Consider the following 15,029-nt stretch of genomic DNA (forward strand, 5'->3'; position numbering starts at 1 on the left):
GCCGGCCATGGCACAAGACGACCTGCTGTCCCAGGAAGAGATCGACGCCCTGCTCAACGGCCCGGGCGGCGACGACGACGTCCCGGCGGAAAGCGATAAGCGCCCCAAACCCTATGATCCGGCGTCCCAGCACCGCGTGATCCGCGAGCGCCTGCACGCCCTGGACATCATTAACGAACGCTTCGCGCGCCAGTTCCGGGTCAGCCTGTTCAACCTGATCCGGCGCAGCGCCGACATCACCGTGGATTCCGTGCGCTACCAGAGCTTCAAGGACTTCGCGCGCAACCTGCCGGTGCCCACCAATCTCAACCTGATCGCCATGAAGCCGCTGCGCGGTACCGGGCTGATGGTGTTTCCGCCGAGCCTGGTGTTCATGGTGGTGGACAATCTGTTCGGCGGTGACGGGCGCTTCGTGACCAAGTCCGAGGGCCGAGAGTTCACCAACACCGAGCAGCGCATTATCCAGCGCATTCTGCGCCTGGCCATCGACGGCTATCAGGACGCCTGGAAATCCGTGTACGCCCTGGACATCAGCTACCTGCGCTCGGAGATCCAGGCCAAGTTCGCCAACATCACCAACTCGCCCAACGAGATCATCGTCAACACCACCTTCCATCTGGAGGTGGGCAACCTGGCCAGCGATTTCCAGGTCTGCATGCCCTACTCGATGATCGAACCGCTGCGCGAACAGCTCAACAACCCGGTGATGGACAGCCGTGACGGCGGCGACAACACCTGGGGCCACCGCATGGCCGGCGAGATCCGCCAGTCCCAGGTGGAACTGGTGGCCGAGTTCCTGACCGTGCCGAGCCGTATTTCCCAGGTGATGAAGCTGCAGCCCGGCGACGTGCTGCCCATCGAACTGCCGGACACCGTCACCGCCCGCGTGGACGGGGTGCCGGTGCTGGAATGCGAGTACGGCAGCCGCCACCAGCAGCGCGCGCTGCGCGTCACGCGCGTGATCGACCACGCCAACGCCCACGCGGCCACCGCCGCCGGCTTCGTGAAGAGCAAGGACACTGACCATGAGTGACGACAACAAACCCGATCACAACGCCGACGACGACTGGGACAAGGCGCTCGCCGAGCAGCAGGCGTCATCGGACGGCGACGACGATCCCTGGGCGGCGGCCCTGGCCGAGCAGGAGCAGGCCGGCGATGCCCGTGCCGCCGGCGACCAGGTGTTCAAACCCCTGGGCGAGGACAGCGGCGGCGGCGACAGCCGTGATCTGGAAATGATCATGGATATCCCGGTGAAGCTGAGCGTGGAACTGGGCCGCACCCGCATCACCATCAAACAGCTGCTGGAGCTGGCCCAGGGCTCGGTGATCGAGCTGGACGGCCTGGCCGGCGAACCCATGGACATCCTGATCAACGGCTACCTGGTGGCGCAGGGCGAAGTGGTGGTGGTAGAGGACAAGTACGGCATCCGCATCACCGAGATCGTCACGCCCTCCGAGCGCGTGCAGAAACTGAACCGATGAGCACCGACGCCGCCCGCGACAACGCCCTGCAGGCCGTATCCATGTCCGGCGGCGGCGAGGCCATGCTGGGCATGGCGGCCCTCGGCAAAACCGCCCTGGTGTTGCTGCTGCTGGTCGGCGTGATCCTGCTTTGCGGCTGGCTGCTGCGCCGGCTGGCGCCGGGCCAGGGCCGCGACGCCCGACTGCTTACGGTGGTGGCCAGCCGCGCAGTGGGCGCCAAGGAGCGGGTGGTGGTGGTGGACGTGGACGGCACCCGCCTGGTGCTGGGCGTGGGCGGCGGCCGGGTCAGCCGGCTGCACCAGTATCCGGCGCCGGACACACCGGCGGACGAGGGCCCGTCGTCCCCGGACGGGGACCTGCCGTTCTCCGCGCGCTTCGCCCAGGCGCTGAAACAGAACCTGCGCGGAGGCCGGGGATGAGCCCGCTGCGCCGCGCCCTGCCCTGGCTGTTGCTGCTGGCCGCCCTGGCGCCCCAGCTGGCCTGGAGCCAGGCCGCCCTGCCCGGCATCGTCACCGAGCCCACCGGCGATGGCGGCCAGCAATGGTCGATCAAGCTGCAAACCCTGCTGCTGCTCAGCAGCCTGGCTTTCATCCCCGCCATTCTGCTGATGATGACCTGCTTCACCCGCATCATCATCGTGCTCAGCCTGCTGCGCACCGCCATGGGCACCCAGGCGGCGCCGCCCAACCAGGTGCTGCTGGGGCTGACCTTGTTTCTGACTTTCTTCGTCATGTCGCCGGTGTTCAACCGCGTGTACGACAGCGCCTGGGTGCCGCTGGAACAGGGCGAGATCGAATTCGCCGAATTCGCCGAGCGCGGCGTGCAGCCGTTCCGGGAATTCATGCTGGCGCAAACCCGCGAGCCGGACATCGCCCTGTTCGCGCGGCTGGCCGAGGTCGGCCCGCTGCAGGGCCCGGAGGATCTGCCCCTGCGCATCCTGCTGCCGGCGTTCGTCACCAGTGAACTGAAAACCGCCTTTCAGATCGGCTTCACCATTTTCATTCCGTTTCTGATCATCGACCTGGTGGTGGCCAGCGTGCTGATGGCGCTGGGCATGATGATGGTGCCGCCGGCCACCATTTCATTGCCGTTCAAATTGATGCTGTTCGTGTTGGTGGATGGCTGGCAGCTGATCATCGGGTCCCTGGCGCAGAGTTTCTTCGTATGACACCGGAAACCGTTATGTCCATCGCCTACCAGGCGATGATGACCACCCTCTACCTGGGCGCGCCGCTGCTGATCACGGCGCTGGCCATCGGCCTGCTGGTGAGCCTGTTCCAGGCGGCCACCCAGATCAACGAAATGACCCTGTCGTTCATCCCCAAGATTCTCGGGGTGTTCGCGGTGGTGGTGATCACCGGGCCCTGGTTGCTGGGTCTGATCACCGATTTCACCCGCACCCTGTTTCAGAACATTCCGTTTCTGATCCAGTGATCGACATCTCCTTCGACCAGTTGCACGCCTGGCTGACCGCTTTTTTGTGGCCGTTCTCGCGCCTGTCCGGGTTCTTCATGGCGGCGCCCCTGCTCGGCCACACGGCGGTGCCCCGGCAGGTCAAGGTGGGGTTGGCGGTATTGATCAGCGTGGTGGTGGCGCCACTGCTGCCGCCCCTGCCGGCGGCGCCGGTGTGGTCCTGGGCCGGGCTCGGCATCATGGTGGAGCAGCTTCTGATCGGCGTGGCCATGGGACTGGCGTTGCGGGTGACCTTTACCGCGGTGCAGGCCGCCGGCGAATACATCGGTCTGCAGATGGGGCTGGCGTTCGCCACCTTCGTCAGTCCGGACGGCGCCAACACCATGATCCTGTCGCGGCTGTTCTACATGATCACCCTGCTTATGTTTCTGGCGGTGAACGGCCATCTGATGGTGATCGACACCCTGGCCACCAGCTTCCGCACCCTGCCCATCGGCACCGCCGGTTTGAACCCCGGTGCCTTCGAGATGCTGGTGCGCTACGGCGGCACCATCTTCGTGTCCGGGCTGCTGCTGGCGCTGCCCCTGGTGGCGCCGCTGCTGATCGTCAATCTGTCGCTGGGCATTCTCAACCGCTCGGCGCCCCAGCTCACCGTGTTCTCGGTGGGCTTCCCCACCTCCCTGACCCTGGGCCTGTTTCTGCTGACCGTGCTGATGACCGACTTCGGCCGCTTTCTGCAGGGGCTGTTCGGTCAGGGGCTGGATTTTCTGCAGGCGTTGGTGGTGGCGCTGGCGGGGGGATGACCCGCTCCTACAGCCTATCGAACAACGTCATGCCCTTGATGTCCACGAACGCCTTCTGGGCCGCCTGCAGACCCACCTGACGCAGGGTGTATTCCGACACCGCCGCGGCGAACTCCGAGGGCTGGCTGAGATCGCCGGTCAGATTGGCCAGGGTCTCGGTGTAATTGAGCTGGCGGTTGCCGGCCACCGCGTCCACCACGTCCAGTTCGTTGAGGCGGGCGCCCACCGAGGCGCGCACCGTCAGCACGTTGTCCAGGCTGTTGTCGAACTCGCGCATCACCGTGCTCAGGGTATTATCCCTGGCCGCCTTCTCCGCGTCGGTGCCGGCCGGCTCGCTGAGCACCGCCAGCGCTTTCTCGAAGGTGCGGAACAGGTCCGTGTTCATGTCCTGGGCACGGTCCATGGTCAGGCCGTCGCCGTCCGCCGGGGTGCCGTCCAGGGTAATGGACACACCGCCCACCCGGATCGGCGCGCCGTCCTCGTAGGGCTGCGGCGCGCCGCCGTTGACGGTGTAGGTGGTGGCGCCACCGGCCACCTGGAACTCGATGCGGTAGCCCTGGCCGAAACCCGGGTCGCTTTCGTCCACCACATTGGGGCCGCTGAAGGTCACGTCGCCGCCGTTGCCGGCGTCCGCTTCCGCCACATAGCCGGCGCTGCTGTGCACGCTCTGGAAGATGGTGATGCCGTTGTCGGACACCGGCATGCGCCGGGACGCGTCCACCTGCTGCTGACGCACCTGGCTGTCGCCCACATAGTCCACGTTGCCGGCGGCATCGCGGACGAACGGCGGGCTGCCGTCCTGGTAACCGCCGAACAGATGGCGGCCATTGCCGTCGGTGGCGTTGGCCTGGCCGATCACGGTTTCGTAGATGCCGCGCAGCTCGCTGGCGATGGAGTCCCGATCGGCATCACTGAGGCTGTCGTTGGCGGCATGGATGATCAGGGTCTTGGCGCTGGCGATGGCGTCGCTGACGCTGTCCAGCACGCTCTCTTCCTGGGAGAGGGCGTTGCGCGCGCTGACCCGGGAATCACTGTACTGCTGGGTCACCGCCATGGACTGGGAGACCTGTACCGCCCGGGAGGCGGCCTGGGGATCGTCGGACGGGTTCACCACCCGGCGCCCGGCGGCCAGCTGCTGGCCGACCTTCATGAACTCGCCCTGCTGGCGGTTCATGGAAGTCAGGCTCTGTTCAAACATGGTGACGGTGCTGATGCGCATGACTGTTTCCTGTTAACGCAGGCCGAGAATGGCGTCCATCAGGGTGGCGCCGGTCTGAATCACCTTGGCGTTGGCCTGATAGAACTGTTGGTAGCGGATCAGGTTGGCGGCTTCCTCGTCCAGGTTGACCCCGGACTGGGATTGCTGCACCGCGCGCAGCTGTTCGCTGAGCCCCTGCTGGGCGTCCAGGTTGGCCTGAACGATGTTGGTGCGGTTGCCCACGTCGCCGACCATGGCCGCATAGGCGCCATTGAACGTGGAGGCCCCGCCCACCAGCAGGGCGTCCTGCAGTTTCTGCATGGCCAGGGCGTTTTCGTTGTCGCCGCTGCCACCGCCCAGGCCGGCGGCGATCTGGCCGGAGTCGTGAATCAGATTCTCCATGTCGGCGGCGGCCTGGCGGGTGGGCTGCAGGGTGAAGCGGTCGCCGTCCGCCAGGGTGGCGGCGTCGGTCAGGGTCACCACGGTGCCGCCCACCGTCAGCTGGCCGCTGCCGTCCAGGGTCGCGGTGACGCGCTCACCGGTATCGCGGCGGGTGATCCGGAATTCACCGGCGGCGGCGTCGGTCACCACCAGGTCGTAATCGCTGGCGGTGAGCTGGTCCACGTCACCGTAAACGGCGCTGATGCCGGCGCCGCCGGCATTGTTCTCGTTGGCGAAGGCGCGCGGCGCGCCCACCGCGAACAGGGCCTGGCCCGGATCGCCGTTCAGGTCGGTACCGGCCTGGTGCTGTTCGTTGAAGGCGGTGGCCAGGGACACCGCCAGCTGACCAATCTGGTTCTGGCTCTTGTCCAGGGTTTCACGGCGGAACTGCAGCAGCCCGCCCAGGGAGCCGCTTTCCAGATTGGCTTCGTTGAGTTCGTTCAGATTGCCGGCGGAGTCCCGGTAGCCCACCACCGTGCGGGTGGGGTCGCCGGCGCTGGTCATCGCTTCCAGGGAAAAGCTGCGGGTGCCGGCGACGATCGGCTGACCGTTGCCGATGGAAAGGTTGTAGGTGCCGCTCTCCTGCACCGTGAGCCGCACGTCCACCCGCTGGCTCAGATCGGCCACCAGCTGGTCGCGCTGGTTAAGCAGACTGTTGGGGGCGTCGCCGTTCTTGGCCTTGGCCAGGGCGATCTCCCGGTTCAGGGACGCGATCTGGTCGGCGGTGTTGTTGATCTGCGTGACCTCGTCACGGATTTTGCCGTCGATGCCGTTCTGCATGTCCTGCAGGTAATTCTGGAACGCGCGGAACTGGGCGGTGAGCGTATCGGCGCTGCCCATCACGCCCTGGCGGGCGGCCGGGTCGGACGGGGTGGAGGCGAGATCCTCCAGCGACGAAAAGAACTTCTGCATCAGCGGCGCCAGACCGGCGTCCTGGTCGGCCAGCAGATTGTCGATCTGGCTGATCTGGGTCTGGTAGCTTTGCAGCGCGCTGGTCTTGCTGTTGGCGGCATTGAGCTGGTCGGCCACGTACTGGTCGAACTGACGCTGGATGTCGTTGACCTGCACGCCACCGCTGGTGTTGCGCTCGCCGAGCAGGGTCAGCTCCCGGTTGTAGCCGGGGGTATAGACGTTGCTGATGTTGTTGCTGGTGGTGTTGAGCGCGTTCTGCGCGGCGTTCAGACCGCTCAGACCAATCGAGAAAAGACTCATGTCCGTCTTCCTTTAACCGTTACACCCGTTATCGGCGGCGGGCGGCGTTTTCTTTAGCGCGTCGGCGCGGCCTCGCCGGCGATCAGACGCGCATCGCCGGTCATGCCGCCGATCTGGTCCATCAGCCGCACCAGTTTGTCCGCGTAGGCCGGATCGGTGGCGTAGCCGCCGTCCTGCAGAGCACGGGCGGCCTGGCCGGTGTCGCCGGCGCGCAGCACGCCGGCATAGCGGTCGTTGCCGGTCAGCAGACGGCCGTGGTCGGCGAAGGCGTCCTGGTAAGAGTCGTACACGCGGAAGCGTTCCACGCGCCGGACCCGCTGGCCGTCGATGTATTCGTGGGTGGTGACGTCGGTGGTGCGGCCGCGCCAGTCGGCGCCGGCCTTGATGCCGAACAGGTTATGGCTGTCGGCGCCGTCCTCGGTGGTGATGCGGTGCCGCCCCCAGCCGGTTTCCAGGGCCGCCTGGGCCAGGATCAGCGGCGCCGGCACGCCGGTGCGGCGGGCCGCGTCCCGGGCCGGCGTCAGCAGCTCATCGATGAACGCCTGCGGCGCGGACCGGCCCGACGGTGGCGTGGTATTGGCGGCGGCCCGCAGCGGCGGTCGCGGCGCTTCCAGATCCGTGCGCGGGCCGACGGCGGCGCTTCGGTTCGCCGGCGCCCCGCTGACCGGCGGCGGCGCCACGGTCGCCTCCGGCGCAGCGGCGTCGGCGCCGGAGGCGGCCACCCCGGGCAGGGCCCGCGGCGTGCCCCGGGCAATGTCGCCGTGGTCCACGTACTTGGACAATTGCGCCACCAGCTGGTCCGCCAGCCCCACGCCGCGCCCGGCCAGATGCTGGGACAGCTGCTGGTCGTAGAGGGATTCGTAAAAGCGCATTTGCGAGCTGTCGGTGAGCCCGGACCGGGGCACCGCGTCACGCATGGCCTGGATCATGCGATGCAGAAACAGCCCTTCGAATTGATTGGCGGCCTCGCGCAACTGGCCGCCCGGGTCCCGGGCGGCGCCCTGCTTGAGGCGTTCCAGACCCTGCATATCCAGCGCGAAACGCGCCTGCATCGGATCGCCGCGCATCATCAGATGATCTCCAGTTCCGCGCGCAGGGCGCCAGCGGCCTTGAGCGCTTCGAGAATCGACATCAGGTCCTGGGGGGTGGTGCCCAGGGCATTGAGCGCGTCCACCACCTGCATCAGGTCGGCGCCCTCCACCACGCGCAGGGTCCCCGGCTGCTGACGGATGCTGATGTCACTGTCCGGCACCACCGTGGTGTCGCCGTCGCCGAACGGCGCCGGCTGGCTGACGCCGAAACGGGTGTCGATCACCACCGACAGGCTGCCGTGGGCCACCGCCGCCGGTTTCAGGGTGACGCGGCCGTTCAGCACCACCGAGCCGGTGCGCGCATTGATGATTACCCGCGCCGGCGGTTCCGTGGGCGTGACATAGACCCGTTCCACCCGGGCCATGAACGACACCCGTTCGTCGGCGCTGGTGGGGCCTTGCAGGCGAATGGTGCGGGCGTTGGCGGCGCTGGCCACGGCACTGCCGAACTCCGCGTTGATGGCGCGCACGGTACGCTCGGCGGTGCCGAAATCCGCTTCCCGGAGCTGCAGTTCCAGAATGCCGTTGGCCTCGCCCAGGGCCAGCGGCACCTCCCGCTCCACCAGGGCGCCGTTGGCGATGCGGCCGCTGGCCTGCTGATTGATCTGCACGCTGCTGCCGCCGGCCTCGGCGCCGGCGCCCCCCACCAACAGGTTGCCCTGGGCCAGGGCATAGGTGCCGCCGTCGGCGCCTTTCAGCGGCGTCATCAGCAGGGTACCGCCGCGCAGGCTGCGGGCGTTGCCGATGGAGGAGACCACCACGTCGATGCGCTGCCCCGGGGCCGCGAACGGCGGCAGGTTGGCGGTGACCATGACCCCGGCCACGTTGCGCAGCTGCATGTTGGTGCCTGGCGGAATGCTGATGCCGAGCTGCTTGAACATGTTGCTCAGGCTCTGGGTGGTGAACGGCGTCTGCATGGTCTGGTCGCCGCTGCCGTCGAGCCCCACCACCAGGCCGTAGCCCACCAGCACGTTGTCGCGCACGCCGGCGAAGTCGGCCAGTTCACGCAGGGACTCGGCGCGTGCCGCCGGCGCCGCCAGCGACATCAGCGCGGCGGCGAAAATCATCAAGCGGCCTAGCCGTTTCGCGAAAGATGCCATGGTGCCCGGGCCTCGCCGTCAGAAGGGGGAAATGTTCAGAAAGAAACGCTGCAACCAGCCCATGGTCTGGGCCTCGTTGATGTAGCCGTCGCCCACGTACTCGATGCGCGCGTCCGCCACCTGGGTGGACGGCACCCGGTTGCCGGCGGTGATTTCCAGCGGGTCCACCACGCCGGAGAAGCGAATGAATTCGGTGCCCTGATTGATCAGGATCTGCTTCTCGCCGCGCACCCGCAGGTTGCCGTTGCCGAGCACCTCCAGCACGGTCACCGTGATGGTGCCGCTGAAGGTGTTGCCCGCCTGGGAGCCGCCGCCGCCCTGGAAGGTGTTCTCGCCGGTGATGTCGAAGCCATAGTCGCTCAGGTCTTCCAGGCCCTTGGGCACCGCCGTGGGCGTGAGCACCGCCGAGCCCTTGCGGTTCGCGTTGCTCTGCGAACTTTTCGAGGCGCTCACCTGCTCGTCGAGCACCACGGTGAGCACGTCGCCGATCATCACCGGCTGGCGGTCCTCGAACAGCGGCCGGTAACCGCGCCGGGCCTGGAACAGGGACCCGTTGGGCTCCGGCGGCGGCGGCTGCGGAATGGCCACCTTTTCCTGTTCCCCCACCACCGAGGGTCGCGGCAGCTGCGCGCAGCCGGTCAGGGCCAGCAGCGCGGCCAGGGCCGGAGCGATAAGGTTAACGACGCTTTTCATCGGTCACCGTCAAAGCTGCGCCAGACGCGACAGCATCTCGTCGGAGGTCTGCACCGCCTTGCTGTTGATCTCGTAGGCGCGCTGGGTCTGGATCATATTGACCATTTCCTCCACCACATTGACGTTGGAGGTTTCCACGTAGGCCTGGTAGAGACCGCCGGCACCGTTCAGGCCCGGGGTGGTTTCCGTGCGCATGCCGGAGGCGGTGGTTTCCAGATACAGGTTCTCACCGACGCTTTCCAGGCCGGCCGGATTGACGAAGGTGGACAGGGTCAGCTGGCCCACTTCGGTGCTCTGGTTGGAGCCCGGCTCGGTGATGGTCACCAGCCCGTCCTTGCCCACCGTCACCGACAGGGCGTTTTCCGGGATGATCACCGCCGGTTCCAGCGGGTAGCCGCTGGAGGTCACCATCTGCCCGTTCTGGTCGAGCTGGAAACTGCCGTCCCGGGTGTAGGCGATGTTGCCGTCGGGCAGACGCACCTGGAAAAAGCCCTTGCCGTTGATGGCCAGGTCCCGGGAATTGCCGGTGTTTTCCAGACCGCCCTGGCTGTGCAGCCGCTCGGTAGCCACCGGGCGCACGCCGGAGCCGACCTGCATGCCGGACGGCAGGGTGTTCTGCACGTCGTTGGCGCCGCCGGGCTGACGCAGGTTCTGATACAGCAGGTCCTCGAACACGGCGCGGGTTTTCTTGAAACCGTTGGTGCTGACGTTGGCCAGGTTGTTGGCGATCACGTCCATCTTCACCTGTTGGGATTCAAGACCGGTTTTCGCCGTCCACAGTGATTTGATCATGGTGTTTCCTCGTGCTTAGCGGGGCCTCAGTTGATCGACAGCAGGCCGTTGGCCCGCTGGTCGTTCTGGTCGGCGCTTTCGATCACCTTCATCTGCATTTCGTAGCGGCGCCCGTTGTCGATCATCGCCACCATGCTTTCGATGGGGCTCACATTGCTGCCCTCCAGGGCGCCGGACACCAGCCGCGCGTTTTCGTCGCGGCCCAGGGCGTTGCCGTTGGCGGCGCGGAACAGGCCGTCCTCGCCCCGGCTCAGACCGGCGTCGCCGCCGTCCACCAGCTTGACCCGGCCGACGCGCACCAGCGCGTCCGGGTCCTCGCCGGCGCCGATGGCGCTGACCGTGCCGTCGGCGCCCATGGACAGGGCCGCGCCCAACGGCACCAGAATCGGGCCGTTGTCGCCGATCACCGGCCGGCCGGCGCTGTTCAGCACGCCGTCGCCGTCCACCTGCAAATCGCCCCGGCGGGTATAGGCTTCGCCGCCGCCGTCCGCCTGCACCGCCAGCCAGGCATTGCCCTGCAGCGCCACGTCCAGATCGCGGCCGGTGGCGTTGACCGGCCCGGTGCTGAAGTCCGAGCCCGGGGTGGAGGCCATCACCGAGGTGCGCGTGGGCAGCAGCCCGTCGCCCTGCACCGGCACCGCGCGCAGGGCGTGCAGCTGGGCGCGGAAGCCGGCGGTGCTGGCGTTGGCCAGGTTGTTGCTGACCACCGCCTGGCGGTCCATGGTCTGCTTGGCGCCGCTCATGGCGGTGTAGAGGATGCGGTCCATAGGATTACCTCAGGTTGACGGCGCTCTGCAGCACTTCGTCCTGCACCTTGATGGTCTGGGTGTTGGCCTGATAGTTGCGCTGGGCCACGATCAGATCCACCAGCTCCGAGGTCAGGTCCACGTTGGAATTTTCCAGGGTGCCGGGTTCCAGGCTGCCGAACTGCCCTTCACCGGCCAGCCCCAGCAGCGCCTGTCCGGACGCGCCGCTCTCCACCCAGGCGTTGTCGCCCACCATGTCCAGCCCTTCCGGGTTGCGGAAGTTGGCCAGGGCGATGGTGCCCAGTACCTGGGATTTTTCGTTGGAGTAGTTGCCGATGATGTTGCCCACCTCATCGAAGGTGACGCCCACCAGGGCACCGGCGGTGTAGCCGTTCTGGGTCAGGGAATCGAGGGCGAAGTCCTGGCCGAACTGGGTGGTGCCGTCGAAGTCCAGGCTGAAGTTCAGCGCGTCGGCGCCGCCGCCCGGGGTGAAGCTGTAGTTGCCGTAGTTGCTGGCCGCCTCGTCCAGGGTGCCGTTGCCGTTGAACACCAGCTGCCCCACGTTGGCGTTGTCCGGGTTGCCGTCCACGGAGACGCGCACTTCCCAGGTGTTGTCGCCGGTCTTGGTGAAGTAGGTGGTCATGGTGCGCTGCACGCCCAGGGAATCGTAGGCGGTGCCGGTGTTGGCGTAGGTGTAGCTGTCGGCGTCGGCGGCGTCGAACGGCACGGTGGCGCGATCAATATCGTCGCTGGTGGCGTCCAGATTGAACGACGCCTGCACCGCGCTGGTGGGCATGGCCGGCATGGACCCGGCGGGCACCTGCAGCACCTCCGGCTGGCCACCGGTGCCGACGCCGGCGGGGAAGCCGGTGAGGCGCGCGCCCTGGGCGTTTTCCAGGTAGCCGTCGGCGGTCAGCGAGAACTGGCCGTTGCGGGAATAGACGATCTGATCGCCCTGCTGGAAGCGGAAGAAGCCGCCGCCGTTGATGCCCAGGTCCAGGTTACGGCCGGTGGATTCCAGGGTGCCGTTGGAAAAATCCTGCAGCACCGCCGCCACCCGCACGCCCTGGCCGGCCAGGGCGCCGGTGTAGACGTCGGCGAACTGGGCGCCGGAGCCCTTGAAGCCCACGGTTTGTGAGTTGGCGATGTTGTTGCCGACCACGTCCAGGTTGGTGGCGGCGGCGTTAAGACCGCTCAGTGCCTGTGAAAAACCCATCTGTCTGCTCCTCGGAGTTGCGCTATGCGGGTCAGAGAATCTGGCGGATGTCCGCCAGGCTCACCGGTTCGGAAATGCCGCCCAGGTCCAGGCGCGGGCCACCCTGGGCGTCCAGGCTGACGCCGTTCACCAGGGCATAGTTGAGCTGCGTGACGTCCACCGCTTCGCCGTCCACGCTGGCTTCCACGGACACCCGGTAGGCGCCCTTGGGCGCGGTTTCACCGTTGTCCATTTCGCCGTTCCAGGTGAACGATTCCACCCCGGCGTCCAGGGCGAAGGGTTCGAAGCTGCGTACCACCTCGCCGCTTTCGTTGCGGATCGTGATGCGTACGTCCTCGGCGGCCTGGCCCAGCTCCACGCCGAACGGCGTGGTGGAACCGTCCTCGCCCACCAGCACCCGCTCGCCGGGCACCAGCACGCCCTTGCCGATCAGACCGGCGGCCTGGATCGCCTGGCCGGCGTCCAGTTGACCGGTGATCGCCGCCAGGGTGGTGTTCAGTTCCTGGATGCCGCTGACCGTGTTGATCTGCGCCAGCTGGGAGGTCATCTCCGCGTTTTCCATGGGGTTCATGGGGTCCTGGTTGCGCAGCTGCGTGACCAGCAGGGTCATGAAACTGTCCTGCAGGTCGTCGGCGCCGGAGGCGCGGTTGGCGGCGGCCGCGCCGCCGTTGAGCGCATTCAGGGTGGCGGCGTCGATGGTGCTCATCAGTTCTCTCCCAGGGTCAGGGTCTTCATCATCAGCTGCTTGCTGGTGTTGAGGACCTCCACGTTGGCCTGATAGGAGCGCGACGCGGAGATCATGTTGACCATCTCGTGCACCGGCTCCACGTTGGGCAGGGTCACATAGCCCTGGTCGTCGGCGAGCGGGTGCTCCGGACGGTACTCGAGACGCATGGGCGAGGGGTCCTCGACCACTTCGCGCACCGCCACGCCGCCCACGCCGCTGCCGTTCTGCTCGCGGGCCTCGAACATCACCTGCTTGGCGCGGTAGGCCTGGCCGTCCGGGCCGGCCACGCTGTCCGCGTTGGCCAGATTGCTGGCGGTGACGTTCATGCGCTGGCCCTGGGCGCTCATCGCCGAGCCGGAAATATCAAAAATCGAAAACATGGACATGGCTGTCTCCTCGGCCGGCGGCCGTTATTCCGGCTGCATCGCCGACTTGAGTCCCTGGATGCGGCTGTTGAGCAGGGTCAGGGCGGTCTGATAACGCACCGAGTTGTCGGCGAACTGCACCCGTTCCACGTCCATGTTCACCGTGTTGCCGTCCAGGCTCGGCTGATCCGGCACCCGGTAGAGCAGATCGTCCACCGCCCGGGCCGGGCCGTGACCGCCCAGATGCCCGGCGGACGTGGTGCGCAGCGCCAGCCCGTCGTGGCCGGCACCGCCGGGGCCCATGGCCCGGGACAGTTCGCGGCCGAAATCGAAGTCGCGGGCCTTGAAACCGGGCGTGTCGGCGTTGGCGATATTGTTGGCCAGGACCTTCTGCCGTTCATTGCGCAGCCCCAGCGCCTGCTGGTCGTAGTTCAGGGCGGCGGTGAGCCGGTCGATCATGGCGGGCCTCCTCGGTGGATAAGGAATCAATCGCTGCCATAGTCTCAACAAGCCCGCCAGGGCAAAGGCGAAAACAAACCCCGATTTGTCCCCCATTTCGACTCTTCGCCGGCGCCGGCCGCTTCTAGAATGGAGCGATGATCGGCAAACCCTCTGGAGGCTCGACCATGCCCTGCTCCCTGCCGCGCCGTCTGGTGCTGCTGCTGTGTCTGCTGTCCGGGCCGGCGCTGTGCGCGCCGTCAGCCACGGCCGGCGACCCGGCGGCGGTTGACCCGGCGGCGGTTGACCCGGTGGAGAAGGTGGTGCGGGCGTTTCTGGAGCAGCGCGCCGCGTCCCTGAACGGCACCGTCCAGGTCACGGTGGCGCCGGCCACCGCCACCCTGCCGCCCTGCCCGGCGCCGGAGGCCTTTCTGCCCGGCCACGGCCAGCCGCTGGCCGGCCGGGTGACGGTGGGAGTGCGTTGCCAGGACGCAGGAGCCAGCGTGCGCTATCGTCGTGCCCGGGTGTCGGTGACCGGCGACTACTGGGTGACGGCCCGGCCGCTGGACGCGGGCACCGTGATCGACGCCGACATGCTGGCCCGCCGCCGGGGCGATCTGGCCACCCTGCCCGACCAGGCGGTGCTGCGGCGGGACCAGTTGCTGGGCCGGGAAACCCGCCGGCCGTTGGCCGCCGGGGTGGTCCCGCAGAGCCATCAGGTACGCCGGCCGCCCCTGATCGAGCGGCGCCAGCCGGTGACCCTGGTGGCCGGCGGCGAAGGCTTCCGCATCACCCGCGAAGGTCGGGCCCTGGACAACGCCGGCCTGGGCGGCCAGATTCGGGTGCGGTTGCCGGACCGGCGGGTGGTGACCGCCCGGGTCACCGGCCCCGGCGAGGCGCGGGTGTCGTATTGATGGCGGCAAGAACGTGGATAAGCAAAAATGTGAGGCGGATCACCCGAGACCGTTAAAGTTGAGACGCGACCGGCCGATACCCGTCAGGAATGCGTGATGGAGGCTTTCCCTTGAAAATCGACAACATTTCCCCGTTGACCCCACCCGGTTCGGTGACGCCGGGCAAGGCCGGTGACAAGGTCGACGCGGTCGGTACCCGCGCCGAGCCGGGCGCCGGCGAGATCGCCCATCTGCGTCCGCCCACCGGCGACGGCCAGGACATCGACACCGCCCGGGTGGAAGAACTGCGCCAGGCGATCGCCGACGGCACCCTGGAAATCCGCGCCGACCGCATCGCCGACGGGCTGATCGCCAGTGTGCGCGATCTGCTCGACGCCGACGGTGGCGGGCAGTGAT

19 protein-coding genes are annotated in these 15,029 nt (G+C 67.5%); 8 read left to right on the forward strand and 11 right to left on the reverse strand.

Going from position 1 to position 15,029, the window contains the following annotated elements:
* Positions 1-7: 7 nt before the first annotated feature.
* Genes fliM through fliR form a run of 6 tightly spaced genes read left to right on the forward strand, consistent with a single transcriptional unit; the run spans position 8 to position 3,700 of the window.
* The gene (gene fliM, locus IM760_RS01615) at positions 8-1,033 is read left to right on the forward strand and encodes a flagellar motor switch protein FliM (protein ID WP_204426820.1); all 1,026 of its coding nucleotides are present in this window, start codon (positions 8-10) and stop codon (positions 1,031-1,033) included.
* Entirely contained in the window at positions 1,026-1,484 is a 459-nt protein-coding gene (fliN, locus tag IM760_RS01620; RefSeq protein ID WP_204426821.1) for a flagellar motor switch protein FliN, read from the forward strand. Before fliM ends, fliN begins: the two co-directional genes overlap by 8 nt.
* Positions 1,481-1,903: a flagellar biosynthetic protein FliO gene (fliO, locus tag IM760_RS01625; protein WP_204426822.1), complete on the forward strand. Its 423-nt coding sequence runs from the start codon at positions 1,481-1,483 to the stop codon at positions 1,901-1,903. Before fliN ends, fliO begins: the two co-directional genes overlap by 4 nt.
* Complete coding sequence (gene fliP / locus IM760_RS01630; protein ID WP_204426823.1) at positions 1,900-2,652, forward strand: flagellar type III secretion system pore protein FliP; 753 nt, start codon at positions 1,900-1,902, stop codon at positions 2,650-2,652. The genes fliO and fliP overlap by 4 nt, the downstream gene beginning before the upstream one ends.
* Positions 2,649-2,918 carry a flagellar biosynthesis protein FliQ gene (gene fliQ, locus IM760_RS01635; protein WP_204426824.1) on the forward strand — a complete coding sequence of 90 codons (270 nt, stop codon included), beginning with the start codon at positions 2,649-2,651 and terminating at the stop codon, positions 2,916-2,918. Before fliP ends, fliQ begins: the two co-directional genes overlap by 4 nt.
* A complete protein-coding gene (fliR, locus tag IM760_RS01640; protein WP_204426825.1) occupies positions 2,915-3,700 on the forward strand; it encodes a flagellar biosynthetic protein FliR in 786 nt (261 codons plus the stop codon). The genes fliQ and fliR overlap by 4 nt, the downstream gene beginning before the upstream one ends.
* A 7-nt stretch (positions 3,701-3,707) precedes the next feature.
* Here the strand turns inward: fliR and flgL are convergent, their stop codons facing one another.
* Genes flgL through flgB form a run of 11 tightly spaced genes read right to left on the reverse strand, consistent with a single transcriptional unit; the run spans position 3,708 to position 13,740 of the window.
* Entirely contained in the window at positions 3,708-4,919 is a 1,212-nt protein-coding gene (flgL, locus tag IM760_RS01645) for a flagellar hook-associated protein FlgL (protein ID WP_204426826.1), read from the reverse strand.
* Positions 4,920-4,931: 12 nt separating this feature from the next.
* Positions 4,932-6,551, reverse strand: a complete 1,620-nt coding sequence (gene flgK, locus IM760_RS01650) for a flagellar hook-associated protein FlgK (protein ID WP_204426827.1) — start codon at positions 6,549-6,551, stop codon at positions 4,932-4,934.
* Positions 6,552-6,604: 53 nt separating this feature from the next.
* Entirely contained in the window at positions 6,605-7,621 is a 1,017-nt protein-coding gene (flgJ, locus tag IM760_RS01655; protein WP_239549551.1) for a flagellar assembly peptidoglycan hydrolase FlgJ, read from the reverse strand.
* The gene (locus tag IM760_RS01660) at positions 7,621-8,709 is read right to left on the reverse strand and encodes a flagellar basal body P-ring protein FlgI (protein WP_228233413.1); all 1,089 of its coding nucleotides are present in this window, start codon (positions 8,707-8,709) and stop codon (positions 7,621-7,623) included. Before IM760_RS01660 ends, flgJ begins: the two co-directional genes overlap by 1 nt.
* Positions 8,710-8,760: 51 nt before the next feature.
* Positions 8,761-9,435 (reverse strand): flagellar basal body L-ring protein FlgH, encoded by a 675-nt coding sequence (locus IM760_RS01665; protein WP_204426829.1) that lies wholly within the window; start codon positions 9,433-9,435, stop codon positions 8,761-8,763.
* Between the two features lie 9 nt (positions 9,436-9,444).
* Positions 9,445-10,227 carry a flagellar basal-body rod protein FlgG gene (gene flgG / locus IM760_RS01670; RefSeq protein ID WP_204426830.1) on the reverse strand — a complete coding sequence of 261 codons (783 nt, stop codon included), beginning with the start codon at positions 10,225-10,227 and terminating at the stop codon, positions 9,445-9,447.
* A gap of 26 nt (positions 10,228-10,253) precedes the next feature.
* Positions 10,254-10,994 (reverse strand): flagellar basal body rod protein FlgF, encoded by a 741-nt coding sequence (locus tag IM760_RS01675; RefSeq protein ID WP_204426831.1) that lies wholly within the window; start codon positions 10,992-10,994, stop codon positions 10,254-10,256.
* A 4-nt stretch (positions 10,995-10,998) separates the two neighbouring features.
* Positions 10,999-12,189, reverse strand: a complete 1,191-nt coding sequence (gene flgE / locus IM760_RS01680) for a flagellar hook protein FlgE (RefSeq protein WP_204426832.1) — start codon at positions 12,187-12,189, stop codon at positions 10,999-11,001.
* Between the two features lie 31 nt (positions 12,190-12,220).
* Positions 12,221-12,895, reverse strand: coding sequence for a flagellar hook assembly protein FlgD (gene flgD / locus IM760_RS01685; protein WP_204426833.1), 675 nt, complete (start codon positions 12,893-12,895; stop codon positions 12,221-12,223).
* Entirely contained in the window at positions 12,895-13,302 is a 408-nt protein-coding gene (gene flgC, locus IM760_RS01690) for a flagellar basal body rod protein FlgC (protein ID WP_204426834.1), read from the reverse strand. Before flgC ends, flgD begins: the two co-directional genes overlap by 1 nt.
* A gap of 24 nt (positions 13,303-13,326) precedes the next feature.
* Positions 13,327-13,740 carry a flagellar basal body rod protein FlgB gene (flgB, locus tag IM760_RS01695; RefSeq protein ID WP_204426835.1) on the reverse strand — a complete coding sequence of 138 codons (414 nt, stop codon included), beginning with the start codon at positions 13,738-13,740 and terminating at the stop codon, positions 13,327-13,329.
* A gap of 167 nt (positions 13,741-13,907) precedes the next feature.
* On the opposite strand from flgB, the gene flgA reads away from it, so the two are divergent.
* Positions 13,908-14,633: a flagellar basal body P-ring formation chaperone FlgA gene (flgA, locus tag IM760_RS01700; protein ID WP_204426836.1), complete on the forward strand. Its 726-nt coding sequence runs from the start codon at positions 13,908-13,910 to the stop codon at positions 14,631-14,633.
* A gap of 110 nt (positions 14,634-14,743) precedes the next feature.
* Positions 14,744-15,028: a flagellar biosynthesis anti-sigma factor FlgM gene (gene flgM, locus IM760_RS01705; protein ID WP_228233418.1), complete on the forward strand. Its 285-nt coding sequence runs from the start codon at positions 14,744-14,746 to the stop codon at positions 15,026-15,028.
* The last annotated feature ends 1 nt before the right edge of the window (position 15,029 follow it).

Origin of the sequence: Alloalcanivorax marinus (assembly GCF_016906305.1) — a bacterium.
Taxonomy (GTDB): domain Bacteria; phylum Pseudomonadota; class Gammaproteobacteria; order Pseudomonadales; family Alcanivoracaceae; genus Alloalcanivorax; species Alloalcanivorax marinus.

What these genes read in the sequence shown, in the direction of transcription:
- flgG (WP_204426830.1), bottom strand. Translation starts at nt 10,227, where the DNA reads ATGATCAAATCACTGTGGACGGCGAAAACCGGTCTTGAATCCCAACAG.
- IM760_RS01660 (WP_228233413.1), bottom strand. Translation starts at nt 8,709, where the DNA reads ATGATTTTCGCCGCCGCGCTGATGTCGCTGGCGGCGCCGGCGGCACGC.
- fliM (WP_204426820.1), top strand. Translation starts at nt 8, where the DNA reads ATGGCACAAGACGACCTGCTGTCCCAGGAAGAGATCGACGCCCTGCTC.
- flgL (WP_204426826.1), bottom strand. Translation starts at nt 4,919, where the DNA reads ATGCGCATCAGCACCGTCACCATGTTTGAACAGAGCCTGACTTCCATG.
- fliQ (WP_204426824.1), top strand. Translation starts at nt 2,649, where the DNA reads ATGACACCGGAAACCGTTATGTCCATCGCCTACCAGGCGATGATGACC.
- flgB (WP_204426835.1), bottom strand. Translation starts at nt 13,740, where the DNA reads ATGATCGACCGGCTCACCGCCGCCCTGAACTACGACCAGCAGGCGCTG.
- fliO (WP_204426822.1), top strand. Translation starts at nt 1,481, where the DNA reads ATGAGCACCGACGCCGCCCGCGACAACGCCCTGCAGGCCGTATCCATG.
- flgD (WP_204426833.1), bottom strand. Translation starts at nt 12,895, where the DNA reads ATGAGCACCATCGACGCCGCCACCCTGAATGCGCTCAACGGCGGCGCG.
- flgA (WP_204426836.1), top strand. Translation starts at nt 13,908, where the DNA reads ATGCCCTGCTCCCTGCCGCGCCGTCTGGTGCTGCTGCTGTGTCTGCTG.
- fliP (WP_204426823.1), top strand. Translation starts at nt 1,900, where the DNA reads ATGAGCCCGCTGCGCCGCGCCCTGCCCTGGCTGTTGCTGCTGGCCGCC.
- fliN (WP_204426821.1), top strand. Translation starts at nt 1,026, where the DNA reads ATGAGTGACGACAACAAACCCGATCACAACGCCGACGACGACTGGGAC.
- flgK (WP_204426827.1), bottom strand. Translation starts at nt 6,551, where the DNA reads ATGAGTCTTTTCTCGATTGGTCTGAGCGGTCTGAACGCCGCGCAGAAC.
- flgE (WP_204426832.1), bottom strand. Translation starts at nt 12,189, where the DNA reads ATGGGTTTTTCACAGGCACTGAGCGGTCTTAACGCCGCCGCCACCAAC.
- IM760_RS01665 (WP_204426829.1), bottom strand. Translation starts at nt 9,435, where the DNA reads ATGAAAAGCGTCGTTAACCTTATCGCTCCGGCCCTGGCCGCGCTGCTG.
- flgC (WP_204426834.1), bottom strand. Translation starts at nt 13,302, where the DNA reads ATGTCCATGTTTTCGATTTTTGATATTTCCGGCTCGGCGATGAGCGCC.
- IM760_RS01675 (WP_204426831.1), bottom strand. Translation starts at nt 10,994, where the DNA reads ATGGACCGCATCCTCTACACCGCCATGAGCGGCGCCAAGCAGACCATG.
- flgJ (WP_239549551.1), bottom strand. Translation starts at nt 7,621, where the DNA reads ATGATGCGCGGCGATCCGATGCAGGCGCGTTTCGCGCTGGATATGCAG.